Raw genomic sequence first — 20,326 nt, forward strand, 5'->3', positions numbered from 1 at the left:
CCCAAACGGTGTCGTTGATTCACCTATGGACACGCACACCGGCAGTGCGTTTGCCGCACGTTCGCGTGCGGCGTCTCCCGGATACGGTGCAGTGCAACAACGGCGCGATGCCCAGACAACGTATGGAGCTAGGGTTTAGCCGTATGGCACGCTTGTTGCACTCGCTCACACAATACCGCAGCCCGATCCGTGCCCCGGGCCAAAAGCTATTAGAGATTCAAGGAACGCTCCCCATGTCGCCCGACCGCACAGCGTCGCTGTCCCACTTCGCGTTCATGCCGTTACCGAACTTCACGATGATCGCGTTCACCAATGCGATCGAGGTGCTTCGGATGGCGAACTATCTGAGCGGCCAGCCGCTCTACCGCTGGTCGGTGATCAGCCCGGACGGCGGCCCGGTCACGGCGAGCAACGGCCTCACGGTCGACACGGGCCCGGCCGAATGCGCGGGGCAACCCGACATCGTGTTCGTGTGCGGCGGCGTCGACGTGCAGCGCGCGACCACGCCCGCCCATTTGTCGACCCTGCGCCGCTTCGCGCGCTCGGGCATCCCGCTCGGCAGCCTGTGCACGGGCACCTATGCACTTGCGAAATCTGGGCTGCTCGCGGGCTACGCGTGCGCGATCCACTGGGAAAACATGTCGGCGCTGAAGGAAGAGTTTCCGGACACGCGCTTCCTGAAGGAACTGTTCGTGATCGATCGCGACCGCATCACGTGCACGGGCGGCGTCGCACCGCTCGACATGATGCTGAACCTGATCGCCGCGCGCGTCGGCACCGCGCGCGTCACGCAGATCGCCGAGCAGTTCATCGTCGAACACGTGCGCGACACGAGCGCGCAGCAGCGCATGCCGCTGGTTGCTCGCCTCGGCTCGGCGAACAAGTCGCTGTTCGAAGTGATCTCGCTGATGGAGAACAACATCGAGGAACCGCTGTCGCGCGAGGAACTCGCGCGACTCGCGAACATGTCGCAGCGGCAATTGCAGCGCCTGTTCCGCGAGCATCTCGGGATGACGCCGACGCACTACTACCTGACGCTGCGGCTGCGTCGTGCGCGCGAGCTGCTGCTGCAGACCGACATGTCGATCATGCATATCACGATGGCATGCGGCTTCCAGTCGGCATGCCACTTCAGCAAGAGCTATCGCGATGCGTTCGGCGTCGCGCCGACGCGCGAGCGCCGCAAGCAGGTCGCGCCGCTCGCGCAGGGTGCGGCGAGTGCGGGGCCGGCGTTTCCGGCGCGTGTGCTGCATGCGTGAGGCAGGCAGTACCTGATGCAAAAAAGCGGCCTCGAAGGCCGCTTTCCGTTTGCGCTTACGATCCCCACACCTGCATTTCATAGAGCGAATACCCCCACTGCGTCGCCCGCTTCGTGCCGAGCGTCCGCACGTAGCGCCCGTGCCCGTTCAGGTTCGGCAACGTCACATGGCTGTACGACACGCCGTTGCTCGTCGAGTAGATCGTCGTCCAGTTAACGTTGTCGTTCGACGTCTGGATCTGGTAGACGAGCGCGCCTGCGTCCCAGTACAGATCGATGCTGCTGATGGTCTTCGTCGCACCGAGATCGACCGAGATCCATTGCGGATCGACGCCCGCGCCTTCCGGCGAATCCCAGCGCGTGCTCGTCGTGTTGCCGTCGAACGCTTTGTCCGGCGTGAGCGACGCGTTGTAGCTCGCCGACGCGGCGGCCGGCCGCCCCTGTGACAGCAGCGTACGAGCTGCGGCAGGACCGCCGTAGTAATTCGCGCCGAGCTTCGCCTTCGTCGCGTCGGCATTCACGCCGAACTGCGACAGGCTCCAGCGCTGACCGGTCGTCACGTCGCCGACATAGAGCTGATAACCACCCTCCGTCGTCGACGAGAAAAACAGGTAATTCGTACCACTGACCGGCGCCGGGTCCGAGTTGTTGCTCATGCAGTCGTTGAGCGCCAGCGCGCTCGGCGTCGAGGCCGGGTCGGCCGTCTTCGCATAGATCTGGTCGGCCCCGCCGCTGTCCTTCCAACGCGCGTAGTACACCATGCCGTCCGCACGCACGGTCGGGTAGTAGGTCTGCAGCCCGGCCGGACGATCGAACACGGCGGTCGCGCCGGTGGCGATCGTGCGCTTCATCAGCCCCATGTTCGAGCCGGTGCCGGTCGCGTAGTACACGGCGCTCGCGTCCGGTGCGAGGAACGGCATCGAGTATTCGGCGCCGGCCGGCGCATTCGTCAGGCTCACGACCGACGTGAACACCGGGCCCGCGCTCGTGTACGACAGCGTCGCCTGCTTCACGTCGCCGTTCTGCTTGAACACGAGCGTCTTGCCGTCCGTGCTGAACTTCGGGTCTTCGTTGCGCGTGGCGCCCGTGCTGTTCGTCATGTTGACGGGCGGCGTACCGGCGCCGAGCTGCAGCATGAACACGTTCCATGCGCCGTTGCTGATGCCCATGAACGCGAGCCACTTGCCGTCGGGGCTGAACACGCCGTTCATCGGATCGGTGATGCCCCACGTGCTCTTGCTGAGTTGCATCAGCGTATGGGCCGAGAAATCGTAGAGGAACAGCTGGCTCGTGCCGTCGCCGTACTTGACGTAGCTGTGGTAGACGAGCTTGCCGGTCAGCGCGGCGGGGAACGTCGCGTTCGGCTGGGCGGCGGGATTGTTGACGCAGGCTGCGGCGGCCACGCCGCTGAACAGGTTGAGGGCGATGCCGGCCACGAGGCCCGCGACGAGGGTCTGCAGTTTCACGCTGGATACTTTCGGGTAAGGTAAGGACGCCGCAAAAAAGGACTCGCGCGACACGCGCGGACGTCACGGATTCGCGGTCGGGCAGCGTGAATTCCGTATCGGTCGGACAGCGGGAACAAAGCTTGCGAGAGGATGCCCGTTCGTCAGACGAAAGAACAGGATCAGAGCGCCGATAAAACATACGGATCAGCGATTTGGGGCGCGCTTGCACGTGACGGCTGCCGTACTACTCTGTGTCATCAGGGCACAACGGCCGGGGGACACGCATGAAGCGCTATGCGGTGCTGGCGCAGACGATCGCCGACGCGATCCGGCGCGGCGACCTGGCGGCCGGCGCGCGCATCCCTACCGTGCGCGCGGCATGCCGCGCGTATCGGGTGAGCCCGTCCACGGTGTTTCGTGCGTACTACGCGCTCGAAAGCGAGGGCCTGATCGTCGCGCGGGCGCGCTCGGGTTATTTCGTGGCGAACGTCGCGGACAAGCACGTGCGGTTCGGCCGCGATCCGCCGCGCAAGCCGGGCGCCGCGCAGAACGACGCCGCTCGAACCGGCGACGACGATGCGCTGTTCCGCCTGCTCGACTCGCTCAAATGCGACGACATCGTGCCGCTCGGCTCGGCATTCGCGAGCTATTCGCTGTTCCCGATGAGCAGCCTGTGGCGCCAGGTGGCGTCGGCCGCTCGCCACATGGACCGCACCAAACTGCTCGAAGGCTTGCCGCCCGGCAACGAAGCACTGCGCCGCCAGATCGCGTTGCGCTACCTGAACGCGGGCGCGTCGCTGCCGCTGGAGGAAATCGTCATCACGACGGGCGCGACCGAAGCGCTGACGCTCAGCTTGCAGGCGCTGACGCGCCCGGGCGACATCGTCGCGATCGAACGGCCGGCCTTCCACGCGGTGCTGCAGGCCGTCCAGTGCCTGCATCTGAAGGCCGTCGAGATTCCGGTCGACCCGCGCACGGGCCTCGACCTCGACGCGCTCGCCGAGGCGCTCGACACGCATCCGGTACGCGCATGCTGGTTCATGACGTCATTCCACAACCCGACCGGCGCGACGCTGACCGACGAGCGCAAGCGCGCGCTGATCGACCTGCTCGCGTCGCGCGGCGTGCCGCTGATCGAGGACGACGTGTATGGCGAACTGCAGTTCGGCACGGCGCCCACGCGGCCCGCGAAACTGTATGACGACAGCGGGCTCGTCCTGCATTGCGGCTCGTTCTCGAAATGTCTCGCGCCCGGTTTCCGGATCGGCTGGGTCGCGGCCGGCCGCTTCGTCCGGCAGATCCGCGAGGCCAAAGGCGCGAGCGCGCCGGCCGCCGACGTACCCGCGCAGATGGCGATATCGAGCTACCTGCGCGACGGCGCATACGACCGGTTCCTGCGCAAGCTGCGACGCAATCTCGCCGCGCACCAAGCGCAAATGCTGTCGGCCGTGCGCGCGTATTTTCCGACGGATACCGAAGTATTTGCGCCGCGCGGCGGGTATTTCCTTTGGATCGAATTGCCGCCGCACATGGACGCGATGCACCTGTTCGACGACGCGATGGAAAGCGGCGTCAGCATTGCGCCCGGGCCGATCTTCTCCGCGACCGGCGGTTTTCGCCGCTATTTGCGGCTCAACTACGGGCGGCCGTGGACCCCGGCCGTCGAGCGCGCGCTGGAGACGCTTGGCACGCTCGCGGCCCGGCAGCGGCACGGCGGCTAGCACGAAACGGGCGGCACGAAATGTGCGGCACGCGACGCACGACATGCACCTTGCGTTTCGCGCGCGAACGACCAAGAATGAAGCGGCAGGCAGACGCGGACGAACGGGTTCCACGCGTCCGATGTTATGGAGAATCGAATGAACGCCGAATGCGAACGACCGCCGATGTGTAGCCCCACGATGGCATCCGTCGGTCGCTGACGATGCGCGTCCTGCCCAACCGGAGTGTCCGCGCGCGCGATGCCTGGCGTGCCGTGCTGAATGCACGCGCCGAATCGCGGCACGCGACGTGCTGCCGCTGCCGCGAATGCGGTTTCGTCGCGTTCCGCGCACTCGAGCACTGCCCCGTCTGCGGTCGGTGGAACTGGCCGTTCGAGCCGATTCGCCACACGCCGGCCGACGCGCGTGCCGTGCATGCGCCGCGATCGTTCCATACGTGGTCGTCGCGCGTCGCCCGCGCGCTGCGCAACGCGGCTTTCCAGCGGCCGCGCGCATCGAGCGCACCGCTCCTGAGTATCCTCACGCTCGTGCTGCTGGTCGGCGGCTACGTGATGGTCGATCAGACCTGCAAGGCCGATCCCGTTTGTCGCGGCTCCGCTGCACCGGCCGCCGTCGCGACCGAAACCATGCTGCAGGCATCGAACGATCCGTTGCTGCCGGTCGTGCCGGCACCCGTCTACCCGTTTCATTCGCCTGATCAAACGCAAGTGGCGGCCAATCCGCCACCGAGCGCCCCGCTCGCCGGCAAACCTGCTCGCCCGATAGCGGTTGCACAAGCCGCGCCGTCATTGCGCACGCCTGACCGGCCCCGCGCCGGCGCAGTCCGCGTGGCCGACTGGAAAGGCAACCGCGACACCGCCCATCGCCCCGCGCGCGCGATCCGCCGCGTCAGCCTGCACACCGGGCGTACACGCCGCACCGCCGCCAGCAACGCCGAACTCGCGAAGCTTTATCGCGGCCACTGAACGCGCTCGCAACGAAAAACGGGCGGCCCGTCTCCGGAGCCGCCCGTTCTCGCGTCACGCGTCGCGCGTGTCGAACGCTAGTGCATCACGCCGCCAGCAACCCGTGCGGGTCGATGACGAATTTGCGCGGCGCACCGCCATCGAACTTCTTGTAGCCTTCCGGCGCCTGGTCGAGCGAGATCACTTCGACGTTGACGATCTTCGCGATCGGCAGCCGGTCGAACAGGATCGCCTGCATCAGGTTGCGGTTGTACTTCAGCACCGGCGTCTGGCCCGTGAAGAACGAATGCGACTTCGCCCAGCCGAGGCCGAAGCGGATGCTCAGGCTGCCGTGCTGCGCGGCCTTGTCCTTGGCGCCCGGATCGTCCGTCACGTACAGGCCCGGGATGCCGATCGCGCCGGCCGGGCGCGTGATTTCCATCAGCGAGTTCAGCACCGTCGCGGGCGCTTCCTCCGAATGGCCCGACGAGCCGTGACCGTGTGCCTCGAAGCCGACGCAGTCGACCGCGCAATCGATCTCGGGCACACCGAGGATCTGCTCGATCTGCTCGCCGAGCGACGCGTCCTTCGACAGGTCGACCGTCTCGAACCCCATCGCCCGCGCATGCGCGAGCCGTTCCGCGTTCATGTCGCCGACGATCGTCACGGCCGCGCCGAGCAGGCGCGCCGACGCGGCCGCCGCCATCCCGACCGGGCCCGCGCCCGCGATATAGACCGTCGAACCGGGCTTCACGCCGGCGCTCACCGCGCCGTGATAACCGGTCGGCAGGATGTCGGACAGGCAGGTCAGGTCGCGGATCTTCGCCATCGCCTGATCGCGATCCGGGAATTTCAGCAGGTTGAAATCGGCATACGGCACGAGCACGTACTCGGCCTGGCCGCCGATCCAGCCGCCCATGTCGACGTAGCCGTACGCGCCGCCGGCACGCGACGGGTTCACGTTCAGGCACACGCCGGTGTGCGTGTCCTTGCACATCGCGCAGCGGCCGCACGCGACGTTGAACGGCACCGACACGAGATCGCCGAGCTTCAGCGTCTCGACGTCGCGGCCGACCTCGACCACCTCGCCGGTGATCTCGTGGCCGAGCACGAGACCGACCGGAGCAGTGGTGCGGCCGCGCACCATGTGCTGGTCGGAGCCGCAGATGTTCGTGCTGACCACTTTCAGGATCACGCCGTGGCCGATCGCGCGGCCGCTCGGGTCGACCATCTTCGGATAATCGATTTTCTGGACTTCGACCTGGCCCGGCCCAAGATATACGACCCCTCGATTGCTGCTCATCGCATTGTCTCCATGTCTCGTTGGCTTCGATACGTTGCGCGCCGGCGCATCGGGCGACGGCGAACCATTTGAGGTTAGACCGGGACGGGACGCCATGGATGTGGCAAATGCGACACCGTATTGACCGGCGCCGACATGCGCGGCAACGGCCCGCGTCGCATTCCAGCGCGGTCGGCATGCAACCGGTCCGAACAATATCTGACGAGACAAATCGATATCGGACTGCCGCTCGTACTTGTTCAATATAAATGGTTCCAGATCCTGCGTAAGATTGACGAGCCTTCGTCAAATTACTTTATTGTCCTAATCATTCGTGTCGAATCACCGCGTCGCGTGCCGCCTTCTTCGTTCGGCTTGCGCATCCGATACGTACCCTGCCCGTTCCGGCGCTCGGGAACGCCCATCGCCACTCGCTCCCGCGCCGCGCGAAGCGTCCGCGAGACGGCGCGCCAATCCTGAATCCCCCCTCTCCGACCGGCCGACGCATGCGCGGCCGGCACCTGCAAACGGCCGGCTCTCGAATCGATGGAGTCCGGCCGCGACGCAACGGACAGCGATGCTGTCCGTTTCACCCAAGCGGGATGCAATACGCAGCCCGCTTTCCTTTGTCATCGCGCGTGTCGCACGCCGGCATGCGCCGATGCGTCAACCGTGAGGAAACAAGAACCATGAACAAGACCTACGCACTGGTCTGGAACCCGACCCAGCGCTGCTGGAACGCGGTCGGGGAAACCGCGCGCCGCCGCGGCAAATCGAGCGGCGGCAAGCGCGTCGCCGCCGCCGCCGTGTCGCTGCTCGGCCTCGCCGCGCTGCCCGCCTTCGCGCTGCCCACCGGCGAAGCGATCACCGCCGGCAAGGCCGACATCGTCCGCACCGACGACGGCCGCTCGATGAACATCAACCAGCACACCGACAAGCTCGTCACCAACTGGCAGGATTTCAGCATCGGCGGCGGCGAGCGCGTGTCGTTCCGTCAGCCCGGTAGCCAATCGGTCGCGCTCAACCGCGTGATCGGCAACAACGGTAGCCGCATCGACGGCCAGATCGAAGCGAACGGCAAGGTGTTCCTCGTCAACCCGAACGGCGTGATGTTCGGCGCCGGCGCGCAGATCAACGTCGGCGGCCTCGTCGCATCGACCCAGAATCTCACCGACGCCGACTTCCTCGCCGGCAACTACCGCTTCTCGGGCACGTCGGCCGCGTCGATCGTCAACGACGGCACGATCACCGCCGCGGACGGCGGCAGCGTCGCGCTGCTCGGCGCGCGCGTGTCGAACAACGGCGTGATCCACGCGAAGCTCGGCCGCGTCGCACTCGGCGCGGGCAACACGTTCAACGTCAACTTCGACGGCAACGGCTTGTTGAACCTGCAGGTCGAAGGCGGCGCCGTCGACGCGCAGGCGCACAACGGCGGCCTGCTGAAGGCCGACGGCGGCGAGGTGCTGATGACCGCGCGCGCGGCCGGCAACCTGCTCGGCGCGGTCATCAACAACTCCGGCACGATCGAGGCGAAGGGGCTGGCAAGCCGCGGCGGCAGGATCACGCTCGACGGCGGCACGGTCAAGGTCGCCGGCAAGCTCGACGCGAGCGCGGCCGAAGCCGGTTCACCGGCCGGCACGGTCGTGACGCGCGGCGAACGCGTCGACGTCGCGCATGACGTGCAGGTCGACACGCGCGCCGGCAACGCGGCCGGCAAATGGACGATCGAGGCGGCGAACGCGGGCGTGAACGGCACGGACGCCGCTGGTCGCTCGATCGACGCCGACACGCTGTCGCGCAACCTCGGCACGACGAACGTCGAACTCGTGAACACGCAGGGCGACCTGACGGTCGGCGGCCCCGTATCGTGGACGAGCGACAACGCGCTGACGCTGACGTCGCGCAAGGGCAACGTCGATCTGCAGAAGACGCTGCAGGCCACCGGCGCGAACGCGAATCTCGTCGTCAATGCAGCGGAAAAAATCCGCGTGAACGACGCCGTCGAGCTCACCGGCGACAACGCCCACCTCGAGCTGAATTCGGCGAAGGGCCATACGCTCACGAACGACAAGGCGGTCGTCACGCTGTCGGGCAAGCACGCGTCGTACCGCTCGAACGGCGAGGACTACACGGTGCTGCACACCGTTGACGACCTGCGCAACGTCGATGCGAACCTGAACGGCCGCTACGTGCTCGGCAACGCGCTCGACGGCAACGGCGCGAACTTCCGCAGCATCGGCGGCGACCACACGTTCACGGGCAAGTTCGACGGCTTCGGCAATACGATTCGCCGGCTGTCCGTCTACAACACCGGCCCCGTCGGCCTGTTCGCGTCGAACAGCGGCGCCATCGGCAACCTTGTCCTCGAATCGATCTCGGCCAGCGGCGCATCGTCCACCGATCCGCTCGTCGCGGTGGGCAGCCTCGTCGGCGTCAACCGGCAAGGCACGATCTCGAACGTCCGCGTCGCAAACGCCACCGTCTCGCACGCCGGCGCGCGATTCAGCCGTCTCGGCGGCATCGTCGGCGTGAACGAGGGCGGCGTCATCGACCGCGCATCGTTCAGCGGCCGGTTGATCGGCAACCAGAAAACCGACGCAATCGGCGGCATCGCCGGCGTCAGCCTCAACGGACGCACCACCGCGCGGATCGCGAACAGCACCGCGAACGTCGACATTACCGCCGTCGGGACGGACGGATTGAGCGCCTACGGCGTCGGCGGGCTGGTTGGCGCGCTTCAGGGCGGCGTCGTCGAGCATTCGTCGAGCAGCGGCAGGATCGCCGGCGGCCGCAACAACTTCGTCGGCGGCGCCGTCGGCTTGAACCTGGTCGGACAACTCGATGGCGTGACGTCGACCGTCGACGTGTCGGCCGGCGCGGGCAGCGTGGTCGGCGGGCTCGTCGGCCGGAATGCGGCGGGCACGATCTCGCGCTCGGCCGCTTACGGCCGGGTCGACGCGACCGGCGCGCGATCCGTCGGCGGTCTCGTCTGCACGAACGACCTTGGCGCGCGCATCGTCGATTCGCATGCTTATGGCGACGTCGACGGACGCGATTCGGCCGCGATCGGCGGGCTCGCCGGCATCAACGACGCGACGATCGACAAGTCGACCGCGTCAGGCCGGGTAAGCGCGACGACGGGCCGCTCGGTCGGCGGCCTCATCGGCGACAACCAGTCGAACGGCGTGATCACCGCCAGCAGCGCGGGCGGCAACGTGTCCGCAAGCGGCCCGGCAACGGTCGGCGGCCTCGCGGGCCGCAATGCCGGCCGCATCGACGGCGGCAAGGCGTCCGGCATGGTGACGGTCGCGAGCAACAGCGTCGCGGGCGGCCTGGTCGGCAGCAACAGCGGCAAGATCAGCGAGGCAGAGGCGACGGGCAATGTGGTCGCGCAACGGTCGAGCCGGGTCGGCGGGCTGGTCGGCGAAAACTCGGGCACGGTCGTCGCGTCGCGCGCGAGCGGTCGTGTCTCCGCCGAAGACCAGAGCATCATCGGCGGCCTCGTCGGCGCCAACCGGAACGGCGGCACGGTGAAGGACTCGGTCGCGTCCGGCGACGTGACCGGCAGCGCTTTTCAGGCCGGCGGGCTGGTCGGTTCGAACGACGCCGGCGCGCTGATCGCGTCGTCGTCGTCGTCCGGCCGGATCAGCGGGTCGCCCTTCATGGTCGGCGGACTGGTCGGCTTCAACAGCGGCAAGATCCTGAACTCATCGTCGAGCAGCACGCTGGCGTTTTCGCCCATCGGGACAGTCGGGACGCTCGTCGGGTTGAATACCGGCGTCGTCGAATCGAGCAGCGCGAGCGGCTCGACGCCGGGCGTGCGCGAAATCGGGATCAATGCCGGTAAAGTGATCCGGTAACGCGCGACGCCGGAGGGTCCGGCGTTCGTCGACACGCGGCCGATGCCTCGGCGTGCCTGCGTCGCAGGCAGGCACGTCAGACTGCCGTCGGTTCGCGTGTCGCGTCCGGCATGCGCGATCGATATCGCGCGTGCCGACTATGCCGGCCTCGTCATGACGAGGCCGGTGTCGCGTCCGCCGCCGTCGTCGACGACGATCGACGTCGCCGCCGCCGGATCGAACGGTCTGCGCGGCGCCCCACGCGTGCTGCGCGATGAACGGACGGCACTCGCCTCACCCGCCCTGGTTCTCCCGAATCACCGCCGCCGCAGCAGCCTCCGCCTCGCTCGCCACCCCGTCATGCACGCGGGTGCTCTCCGCCGGTACAGTGCCCGGCGATTCGCTGTCGAGCACATGCCCGCCACGGTCATGCGTATCGACCGTCGCCCGCATCGACAACCCGACCCGCAGCGGATGCGCGGCAAGATCCGCCGCGTCGATCGAGATCACGACCGGCACGCGCTGCACGACCTTGATCCAGTTGCCTGCCGCATTCTGCGACGGCAGCATCGAGAACGCGCTGCCCGTGCCCGCCGAAAACCCCTGCACGCGGCCGCGATAGACGACCCGCGCGCCATAGATGTCCGACACGATCTCGACCGGCTGGCCGACGCGCATGTGGCGGATCTGCCCTTCCTTGAAGTTCGCCTCGACCCACAGCCGCTTCAACTGCACGATCGACATCAGCGGCACGCCGGGCCCGACCTGCTGCCCGACCTGCACCGCGCGCTGGCCGACGGTGCCGTCGACCGGCGCGACGATCGTCGTGCGCTTCAGGTTGCGGTACGCGAGCTTGAACTGCGCGGCCGCCTGCACGACGGCCGGGCTCGCGTCGACCGGCAGCCTGCTGCCGAGCGCGCGCGCCGCGTCGAGCTGGGCCTGCGCGGCCGCCAGATTCGCCTGCGCGCCGGCGACCGCGGCGCGGGCGCGCGCCAGCTCCTCCGGCGCGACGATCTCGACCGACGCGCCCGCGCGCGCCGCGAGCGCGCGCTGCGCGAGCGCAAGATCCGCGCGCCGCGCATTCACCGCCTCCACATACATCGTGTTCGAGATCTTCGCGTTCGCGACCTGCCGCACCGCCTGCGCGAGCTGCGCCTTCGCCTGCGCGAACGCGACCGACGCCTCCGTGTCGTCGAGCCGCACGAGCACCTGCCCGGCGCGCACCGGGTGCGTGTCGCCGGCCAGCACGTCGATGACCGTGCCCGGCACCTGCGCGGAGATCTGCACGATGCTGCCGGCCACGTAGGCGTCGTCGGTTTCCTCGTAGTAGCGGTCGCGGAGCCACCACACCGCGAGCCACGCGATGGCGGCCAGCAGCACGGCCGCGAAGAACACGAGAAAGCGCTTGCGGCGCGTCGCGCGCCGTGCGTCGAGCGCGGCATCGGCCTGCGATGCCGGCATCGGAGCGGTGTGAAGGTTGTCGTGGTGCATTCAGTTGCTTTGCGTGACGACCAGTCGGTCGTGCTGGAACATCGGATTCGACGGCGCGTCGGCCACGCTCGGGGCCACCGGCGTTGCGCGCGCGGTCGCCTTCCGGCTCGCGGACGCGGCGCCGCGTTTCGCCGACGCGTTCGGCGTCGCGCCCGCGTCGAAGCCGCCGCCGAGCGCGCCGATCAGCCCGATGCGCAGCGTGCGCTGCTTGCCGAGCAGCGCGATCATCTGCGCGCGCTCGTCGATCAGCGTGAGATCCGCGACATCGACGTCCTTCTGCATCAGCACGCCGCGCCGATGCCGATCCGCCGCGATCTGCACGATCTTCTGCGCGGCCGCGACCGCATCCTGCTGCTGCGCGACGAGCGTCTGCGACGTCTGCAGCGACGTGACGAGTTGCGCGACCTGCCCGAGCGCGTCGTCGACGGTCTTGTTGTACAGCCCGATCGCGACGTCGGCCTGCGCGACGTCCGCGCCGAGCTTCGCCTTCAGCCGGCCGCGATCGAAGATCGGCAGCGAGATCGCGGGGCCGACGGAACCCGCGAGCGAATCGCGCGAGAACAGCGACGCGGGCGTCAGTGCGAACACGCCGCCGAGCGCGACGAGGTTCACGTCCGGATAGAACTGCGCACGCGTCGAGTCGGCATTCGCGAACGCGGCTTCGACCCGCAGCCGCGCGGCGACGATGTCGGGCCGGCGGCCGAGCAGATCGGCCGGCAGCCGCGAGGGCACGGCGCCGCCCGCGAACGCGCCGACGCGCGGCCGCTGCAGCGCGAGCCCGCGCTCCGGGCCGCGGCCCGACAACACGCCGAGTTGCAGTTGCGCGAGCTTGATCTGCTCGTCGTTCAGCGCGATCTGCTCGAGCAGACGGCTGCGCTTGATCGACGCATCGCTCGCGTCGTACGCGTTGTCGAGGCCGCGCGCGGTGCGCTCGCGCAGCACGGCCGTCACGCGCTGGCTGATCTTCAGCTTCTGCTGCAACAGGTCGCGCACCGCGTACGCCTGGTCGAGCTGGCAATACACGGTGACGATCGCGACGGCGAGCGTGAGCCGCACCTGTTCGGCTTCGACGCCGGCCGCGTCGCGCAGCGACATCAGGCTCTTCGTCGCCGCGCGGTTCTTGCCCCACAGGTCGAGCTGGTAGTTCAGCCCGACGAAGACCGACGACGGCGATACGTTCGGATCGCCGAAGATCTGCACCGGCACGCGATAGCCGCCGGCCGTCACGTCGGCAATGTCGCCGGGTTTCGGCATCCGTGCCCGGCTGATCGTCGCGCCGGCCGTGCCGGTCAAACCGGTCAGCGAATCGAACTGCTGAAGCTGCGCCTGCGCGATCCGCAACCGCGCCTGCGCGACCTGCAGATCGGGGTTGTGCTGCGACGCCTCGGCGACCAGGTCGTCGAGCTGCGGGTCCTGCAACTGCTTCACCCAGTCGGGCGCCGGCCACGCGCCGTTCACGCCGGGGCCGGCGGTATGCACGAGTGCATCGTCGGCGGGCGCACGCAGCGACAGCGACGGCAGGAATCCCGACGGCACGCATCCGGCCAACGCGAGCAATGCCGCGGCGGCCGCGATCATCGAGCCGCCCTTCACGCCACGCGCCGAACCCGCCGCTTTCCTCATTCGCCGCATCGTCACCCCTGCCGAACGCGCTGCGCCCGCGCGGCCAGACGCGGTCGCGTGCGCTCGAGCGGGCCGAGTCGGCCGAACAGGCCGTCCGCGACGCCGAACAGGATGCCGGCCAGCTTCGCGCGCTTGTCGCGCTCGACCAGCGCGATCTGCACGACCTGCCACACGGTCAGCAGGTTCGGCACGAGCGCCACCGGAAAGCGCAGCCCGTACTGCATCCCGAGCTGCACCGCATTGCGAGCGCTGTAGTAGCGCCGTTGCCACGAGTGATTCATCGACGTCATTTCGAAAGGGCCGATCGCGTGCCGCTGCTTCGCGCCGATCCGGTGCGGCAGCACCAGCGACGGCACGACATAGAGCGGCACGTTGCGCGCCAGCGCGCGGAAGCTGTATTCGGTATCGACGTGATCGATGAACAGCGTCTCGTCGAAACGGCCGAGCACGTCGAACGCGTCGCGCGACACGACGCAACCCGACGAAATCAGGAACGCGCAGCGCTGCATCGGCGTGCCCGGCTCGATGCGCAGGCGGCGCAAGCCGATACCGTTGGTCGCGAGTTCGGGCAGGAAGCTGCGCGCGTTCTCGTCGAAGATGCGCGGGCCGGCGAGGAACGCACGCCCCGCGAGCCCCGCGCAGACATCGCGCATCGCCGGGAAATACGCAGCCGGCACCGACGAATCCTGATCGAACAGCGCGACCGCATCGAGGCCGTCGCGAAAGAGCGCCGCAAGCCCCGCGTTGTACGCGCCCGCAATGCCGCCGCGATTGCCGTGATGCAGCAGCGCGATGCCTTCGCGTGCGCACAGTTCGCGTGCCCGCGCATCGGGCTGCGGCGTGTTGTCGACGACGAGCAGCGCGTCGCATGCGTGCCGCCATGCGCGCAGCGCGTCGAGCTGCGCGTCGCTCGGGTGATACAGGATCACGAGTGCGCCGAGTGTCGTCATGGTCCGCTCCTCAATGCCCGAACGAAGCCGCCGCGCCGCGCTTGGGCCGCGTCAGCCACATCATCGCCGCGAGCGCGAGACACGTCATGCTCGCCGTCCAGAACATGTCGTTGGTCGCCATCATGTAGGCCTGCTGCATCACGACGTGATGCAAGGTCGTCAGTTCGCGCACGCCGTCCACGCCCATCGCGTTCAACGCATGCACGAAGCGTTGCGTGTTCGCCGACGCATGGGTGACCGACTGCGACACGACATCGTAGTGATAGGTCGCGCGGTTGTCCCACAGCGTCACGCTCATCGCGGTGCCGAACGCGGCCGACAGCGTGCGCAGGAAATTCGACAGGCTCGACGCGGCGGCGAGCCGGTCGTCCGGAATGCGCGACAAGGTCGCGGCGGTCAGCGGAATGAAAAAGCACGGCAGCCCGATGCCCTGGATCAGTCCGGGCGCTGCGATCTGCGCGAACGTCATCTTCAGCGTGAACTGGGCGTCCCAGGCGAGCACGGCCGCGAACACGAGGAAGCCGAACGTCGCGAGCACGCGCGCATCGAAGCGGTGCGCATGCAGCCCGACGAGGATCGAGAACACCAGCGCGAGCACGCCGAGCGACGCGGTCGCGAGCCCCGCATGAAACGCGTTGTAGCCCATCACGGCCTGCATCCACAGCGGAAACACCACGCCGACCACGGAGAAGCTCATCATCCCGAGCGAGATGATCAGCACGCAAAACGAGAACGTGCGGTCGCGAAACAGGCTCAGGTCGACCACCGGATGCGCCTCGCCCGCTTCCCAGATCAGCAGCGACACGATCGCGAGCGTCGCGACCACCGCGAGCGTGACGATCAGCGGCGAATCGAACCAGCCGCGGTCGTGGCCGAGATCGAGCATCGCCTGCAGCGAGCCGACGCCGATCACGAGCAGCACGATGCCCGGCACGTCGATCGGGCCGGCCGCGCCGCGCTGCGCGTCGGGGCGCAGCATCGCGGTGCACACCGCGAACGAGAACAGCCCGATCGGCAAGTTGATCAGGAAGATCCACGGCCACGAGAAGTTGTCGACGATCCAGCCGCCGACCACCGGCCCGAAGATCGGCGCGAGCAGCACCGTCATCGCCCACAGCGCGAGCGCGATCGTTCGTTTTTCGGGCGGGAACGTGCGCAGCAGGATCGTCTGCGACAGCGGCACCATCGGCCCCGAACACAGCCCCTGCAGCGCGCGGCAGATCACGAGCACGTGCAGGTCGCGCGCGAGCCCGCACAGCAGCGACGTCAGCGTAAACAACAGCACCGCGCCGACGAACAGCCGCAGCTCGCCGACGCGGCGGGCGAGCCAGCCGGTGAGCGGCACCGCGATCGCGGCTGCGACCGAATACGAGCTGATCACCCACGTGCCCTGGCTGTTCGATACGCCGAGACTGCCCGAGATCGCCGGCACCGCGACGTTCGTCACGGTCGAGTCGAGCACCTCGATGAAGGTCGCGAGCGACAGCGCGAACGTCAGCAGCGCGAGCCGGATACCACGCATCGGCTGTGCGGCCGGCGCGGGCGCCGGCACGTCGAACGCGGACGGCGCGACGCTCCCGTCGTGCAGCGGCGACGCGGTGCTCATGCGCCGGCCACCGCGACGTCGGCCCGCGCGGCAGCGCGCCCGCGCCTGGGCACGAACCGTTCGATGAAATCGGCGGCGGCGCCACAGCCGTCCGGCGCGGCCGCGAGCAGCGCACGCGTACGCTCCGCATGCACCGCGAACGCGGGTTCGTCGAGCACGCGGGCAAGCGCCGCGCCGAGCCGCGCACCGTCGAGCGGGCCGTCGACCCGCACGCCGCAGCCGTTCGCGACGACGCGTTGCGCGTTGTCGAACTGATCGTGCGCGAACGGCGTGACGACCTGCACGATGCCGGCTTCGCACGCGAGCGCCGCCGTGCCGATCCCGCCGTGATGCACGAGCGCGCGGCAACGCGGCAGCAGCGTGCGCATCGGCACGAAGCGGCGCACGAGCAGCCGGTCGTCGCCCTGCACCGCATCGTGCGGCGTCAGCAGGATGCCGCGCGCGCCGGTCGCGCGCAGCGCGTCCGCCACCGCACGCGCATACGCCGCATGATCGACGAGCGTCGAACCGGCCGTGAACACGACCGGGGCTTCGCCGGCCGCGAGAAACGCGTCGAGTGCCCCATCATCGTCGGGTGTCGCGATATCGTTGAACAGCGGAAAACCGCTTTGCAGATGGTTCGACGGCCAGTCCGGCTGCGGCGGCGCGAACCAGCCGGGAAACAGGCACAGCACGCCGTCGGTCGAATGCAGCCAGCGGCCGAGCACGCGCCGCGCGGGCGCGAGCTCCAGCTCGCGGCGTACCGCATCGAGCGCCGGGCCGCACACGCGGTCGAGCACCTGCCGCTCGATCAGCGTCATCAGCGCCGACTTCACCGGCAACGGCCAGCGCGCGGGAATCGTCAGGCGCGGGTGAGTCGGCGGCGCATGCGCGGACAGCAGCGTCGACGGCGACACCTGCACCGATACGTACGGCGTGCCGTGCAGTTCCTGCATGAAGCGCGCGGAGAATGCCCACAGCGTGCCGACCAGCACCGTATCGGCATCGGTCAGCGCGCGCAGCGCGTCGTAATGCGGGCGCAACGTCGGCGCGATCACCTGCCACAGCGTGCGGAACGACGTGCGCGGATTCCACAGCGCCGGGTTCGCCATCGCCGCGTCGTATTCCGCCGCGGTGCCGACCGGCACGAACGCGAACCCGCAGCGGCGCACGGCCGCCTCGAACGGCACATGCGTGCAGAACACGACGTCGTGACCGCGCGCGGCCAGCGTGCGCGCGACGCCGAGCAGCGGATGCACGTCGCCCGCCGAGCCGATCGCGGTCACGATCATCTTCGCCATCGCGCGCCTCGCGGGTGTCAGTAGAAGCCGGGGATCAGCGCCGCGACCTCGCGGCGGTACTGCGCATACGCCGGTCCGAAATATCCGGTCAGCCAGCTCTCCTCGACGCGCACCTTGTACGCGAGCGACGCGAACACGAGCAGCACGCCGATCGCGCCGCGCCATTCGCCGCCGATCAGCGCGGCGCCGACCAGCGCGATCAGGCAGCCGGTGTAGATCGGGTGACGCACGAGCGCATACGGCCCCGTGCGCACGAGTTCGTGGTCTTCCTTCAACGTGACCGACACGCTCCAGTTCGTGCCCAGATGCAGCCGTGCCCACACCGAGAACAGCAGGCCGGCCACCAGCACCGCGAGCCCGCATTGCGCCTGCAGGCCGAAGCGCTGCCAGTCGGGCACGAGCGCCTGCCGCGACGGATCGGGCAGGATGATGAGCGCGCCGCCGACGATCAGCGGAATCGACTGCAGCGTGCGCGAGCGCGACGCCTCCTTGCGCACGGTGGTCTTGACGCCCTGCGACGTGGCGATCCAGTACGCGAGCCACGCGGCCCACGGAACGACGATGGCGATGGTCTGAACGATATTCACGGCTGGCCTGCCTCGTTGGGATGGGAATTCGGATGCGCGGGACGCGCCCGCCGCACGACGGATGACGTCACGACGACAGCGCGTGCATCGGCGTGGGCACGCATGCATGTGCGGCAGCACGCGCGACGCCGGCCGCGGCGGCCGACTCGCCGCAGAAGAAATCGAGCAACGCGGCACGGGTGTATTCGCGTTGCGCACGGCCTTCGATGTCGAGAAAGTGGCCGGCGTCCGGCACCGTCGCGAACCGCGCGCGCGCGACGTGCGCGCCGAGCTGGCGCACGTCGGCCGGCGTCGTGTATTCGTCGCGCTCGCCGTTCAGGAACAGCAGCTCGCAGCCGATGTTCGCGAATTCGCTGAAGTAGCGCTCGGGCTGCAGCGACAGGATCTGGTCGACGTGGAACGCGACCTGATCCTGCTCGTCGCGCGGCAGGCGCGTCAGATACCGGTAGTTGTACAGCTTCATGATGCGCGGCAGATAGCGGCCCACGGTGTCGTTCAGCAACTGCGCGGCCTTCAGGTTTTCGCCGGCCGCGATGTGGTCGCGGGCGCGCGTCACGTAGTCGACCATCGCGTCGTTCAGGAACGGCGAGAACGAGCAGATCGCCGCGCGCCGCACGCTCGGGCAGCCGCGTGCGAGCGCGAACAGCGACGCGACGCCGCCCCACGACACCGAAACGAGGTACGCCGGCGCGAAATGCTCGACCAGGTACTGGAGGATCGCGGCTTCGTCGTCCTTGGTCAGGATGAAGCAGCCGGGGTTGTGCTGGCGCGACTGCCCCGCATACGGCAGGTCGAAGCAGATCGTGTTCATCCGCTCGCCGAGATACTGGACGGTCTGGCCGAACGACGCGGTGGTCGCGAGCGCGCCGTTGACGAGCATCGCCGTGTCGAACGCCGGGTCGAACACGTTCCGTTCGACGTAGACCTTCAGACCATTCGGCAGCGGGACCACGTGTTTTTCGGTCGGCATCGTCGTTCTCCGGTGAATGCGGCGTCTCGACGTCGCGGCATGCTGCAAGTGCGCAATGGCTGGCGCCGGCTGCGTGCGCGGTCGATCGACACGGTCATCGCCGACGCGTCGCGGCAATTGCCGGCGGCGCCATTCATTCCTCATGGTGCGGCGCCATACTAATACGGTCGATATTACTTACTCAAGTCATTCCAAAAATCCCTCTACTCGGCCCGGAAATACGCCAGATTCAAATTTTCTTATCAATTTATATGGTATGCGGAATCTCAAAAAGGATCATCGCAATCGTTTGCGAGCAATCCGATCCAGCATTCAAAAAACATAAATTATCGTTTCAATTCAATGAGTTGTATTGTTTAGATCGCTTGATTGAAACGGTTTTTAGAAAACTGCACGCCTCCACAATCCGATTTGACGATTTCATATCGTGAATAATATTTCAGTTTTCGACACTCTTTCGGTTTGTAATGAAATCGAGTCTGGAAACGGTCCTCTGCATTGCGTCATATTTTCATGGTCCGTTTTAAACAGATTCAAACTTAGTTAATCTTCTTTCAACCGTTTTTCCGCACCTGCACATGAGCTTCGGACGCGAAGCATCGTGCCCCGTTTGGAACGCAGCCTCCCCTTCGGCCCCGATTTTTTATTGATTGAACGATCAATAAAAAACCGCTAAGCTCTCGACTTCCATGGACGACGGCCCGCCCGGGCGAAGGGAGTCACGATGCCGAAAGTCGGAATGCGGGAGATACGCCGCGCACAGTTGATCGACGCCACGCTGCGCTCGATCGACGAAGCAGGCCTGCCCGGCACGACGCTCGCATCGGTCGCGCAACGCGCGAACATCTCTACGGGCATCGTCAGCCATTACTTCGGCGACAAGGACGGCCTGCTCGAAGCGACGATGCGGCACGTGCTGCGCGACCTGTGGTCGGCCACCACGCGCCGCCGCGTCGCCGCACGCAAGGACCCGCGTTCGCGGCTGCGCGCGGTCGTCGCCGCGAACTTCGACGACACGCAGGTCAGCGCGCCCGTGATGAAGACGTGGCTCGCGTTCTGGTCGCAGAGCATGCACGACCCGATGCTCAAGCGCCTGCAGCACGTGAACACGCGGCGCCTGCATTCGAACCTGTGCGCCGAATTCGCGAAGGCGTTGCCGCTCGCGAAGGCGCGCGAAGCCGCCAGCGGCCTCGCCGCGCTGATCGACGGCCTGTGGCTGCGCGGCGCACTCGCCGGCGGCCCGATCGACACCCGGGCCGCTTTGAAGCTCGCCCACGATTACATCGACCTGCTGCTCGCGTCCGACTGACGCGCAACGCAGTCGCCC

Annotated in this window: 14 protein-coding genes; 5 read left to right on the top strand and 9 right to left on the bottom strand. The window is 67.8% G+C overall.

The genetic code is table 11. The annotated features are described in order from the left end of the window. Positions 1–143: 143 nt before the first annotated feature. Complete coding sequence (locus H3O04_RS02970) at positions 144–1,259, top strand: GlxA family transcriptional regulator (RefSeq protein ID WP_080001150.1); 1,116 nt, start codon at positions 144–146, stop codon at positions 1,257–1,259. A 55-nt stretch (positions 1,260–1,314) separates the two neighbouring features. Here the strand turns inward: H3O04_RS02970 and H3O04_RS02975 are convergent, their stop codons facing one another. Beyond that, positions 1,315–2,724: a discoidin domain-containing protein gene (locus tag H3O04_RS02975; protein ID WP_202587108.1), complete on the bottom strand. Its 1,410-nt coding sequence runs from the start codon at positions 2,722–2,724 to the stop codon at positions 1,315–1,317. A 266-nt stretch (positions 2,725–2,990) separates the two neighbouring features. Between H3O04_RS02975 and H3O04_RS02980 the strand changes: the two genes are divergently transcribed. Together H3O04_RS02980 and H3O04_RS02985 are read left to right on the top strand one after the other, a co-directional pair. Then, positions 2,991–4,427 carry an aminotransferase-like domain-containing protein gene (locus H3O04_RS02980; protein WP_124477594.1) on the top strand — a complete coding sequence of 479 codons (1,437 nt, stop codon included), beginning with the start codon at positions 2,991–2,993 and terminating at the stop codon, positions 4,425–4,427. A 203-nt stretch (positions 4,428–4,630) separates the two neighbouring features. Continuing rightward, a complete protein-coding gene (locus H3O04_RS02985; RefSeq protein WP_124477593.1) occupies positions 4,631–5,392 on the top strand; it encodes a hypothetical protein in 762 nt (253 codons plus the stop codon). 85 nt (positions 5,393–5,477) lie between these two features. Here H3O04_RS02985 and fdhA read toward each other — a convergent pair whose 3' ends face one another. After that, the gene (gene fdhA, locus H3O04_RS02990) at positions 5,478–6,674 is read right to left on the bottom strand and encodes a formaldehyde dehydrogenase, glutathione-independent (RefSeq protein ID WP_011547090.1); all 1,197 of its coding nucleotides are present in this window, start codon (positions 6,672–6,674) and stop codon (positions 5,478–5,480) included. Between the two features lie 668 nt (positions 6,675–7,342). Between fdhA and H3O04_RS02995 the strand changes: the two genes are divergently transcribed. After that, complete coding sequence (locus tag H3O04_RS02995) at positions 7,343–10,513, top strand: two-partner secretion domain-containing protein (RefSeq protein ID WP_202587109.1); 3,171 nt, start codon at positions 7,343–7,345, stop codon at positions 10,511–10,513. 273 nt (positions 10,514–10,786) lie between these two features. Here H3O04_RS02995 and H3O04_RS03000 read toward each other — a convergent pair whose 3' ends face one another. The 7 genes from H3O04_RS03000 to H3O04_RS03030 all read right to left on the bottom strand — a co-directional run bounded on the left by H3O04_RS03000 (position 10,787) and on the right by H3O04_RS03030 (position 18,999). After that, positions 10,787–11,983 carry an HlyD family secretion protein gene (locus tag H3O04_RS03000; protein ID WP_069238073.1) on the bottom strand — a complete coding sequence of 399 codons (1,197 nt, stop codon included), beginning with the start codon at positions 11,981–11,983 and terminating at the stop codon, positions 10,787–10,789. Beyond that, the gene (locus H3O04_RS03005) at positions 11,984–13,615 is read right to left on the bottom strand and encodes an efflux transporter outer membrane subunit (protein ID WP_034175172.1); all 1,632 of its coding nucleotides are present in this window, start codon (positions 13,613–13,615) and stop codon (positions 11,984–11,986) included. Positions 13,616–13,617: 2 nt separating this feature from the next. Further along, entirely contained in the window at positions 13,618–14,556 is a 939-nt protein-coding gene (locus tag H3O04_RS03010) for a glycosyltransferase family 2 protein (protein ID WP_124478471.1), read from the bottom strand. 10 nt (positions 14,557–14,566) lie between these two features. After that, positions 14,567–16,162: a DHA2 family efflux MFS transporter permease subunit gene (locus H3O04_RS03015; RefSeq protein WP_202587110.1), complete on the bottom strand. Its 1,596-nt coding sequence runs from the start codon at positions 16,160–16,162 to the stop codon at positions 14,567–14,569. Beyond that, a complete protein-coding gene (locus H3O04_RS03020) occupies positions 16,159–17,442 on the bottom strand; it encodes a glycosyltransferase (RefSeq protein ID WP_124478472.1) in 1,284 nt (427 codons plus the stop codon). Before H3O04_RS03020 ends, H3O04_RS03015 begins: the two co-directional genes overlap by 4 nt. A gap of 17 nt (positions 17,443–17,459) precedes the next feature. Next, a complete protein-coding gene (locus H3O04_RS03025; RefSeq protein WP_202587111.1) occupies positions 17,460–18,029 on the bottom strand; it encodes an isoprenylcysteine carboxylmethyltransferase family protein in 570 nt (189 codons plus the stop codon). A 67-nt stretch (positions 18,030–18,096) separates the two neighbouring features. Beyond that, entirely contained in the window at positions 18,097–18,999 is a 903-nt protein-coding gene (locus H3O04_RS03030) for an alpha/beta fold hydrolase (RefSeq protein WP_034175170.1), read from the bottom strand. Between the two features lie 724 nt (positions 19,000–19,723). Here H3O04_RS03030 and betI point away from each other — a divergent pair. Then, complete coding sequence (betI, locus tag H3O04_RS03035; RefSeq protein ID WP_006480642.1) at positions 19,724–20,308, top strand: transcriptional regulator BetI; 585 nt, start codon at positions 19,724–19,726, stop codon at positions 20,306–20,308. Positions 20,309–20,326: the final 18 nt, after the last annotated feature.

Origin of the sequence: Burkholderia sp. KCJ3K979, from assembly GCF_016759955.1 — a bacterium.
GTDB classification, from domain to species: Bacteria; Pseudomonadota; Gammaproteobacteria; order Burkholderiales; family Burkholderiaceae; genus Burkholderia; species Burkholderia orbicola.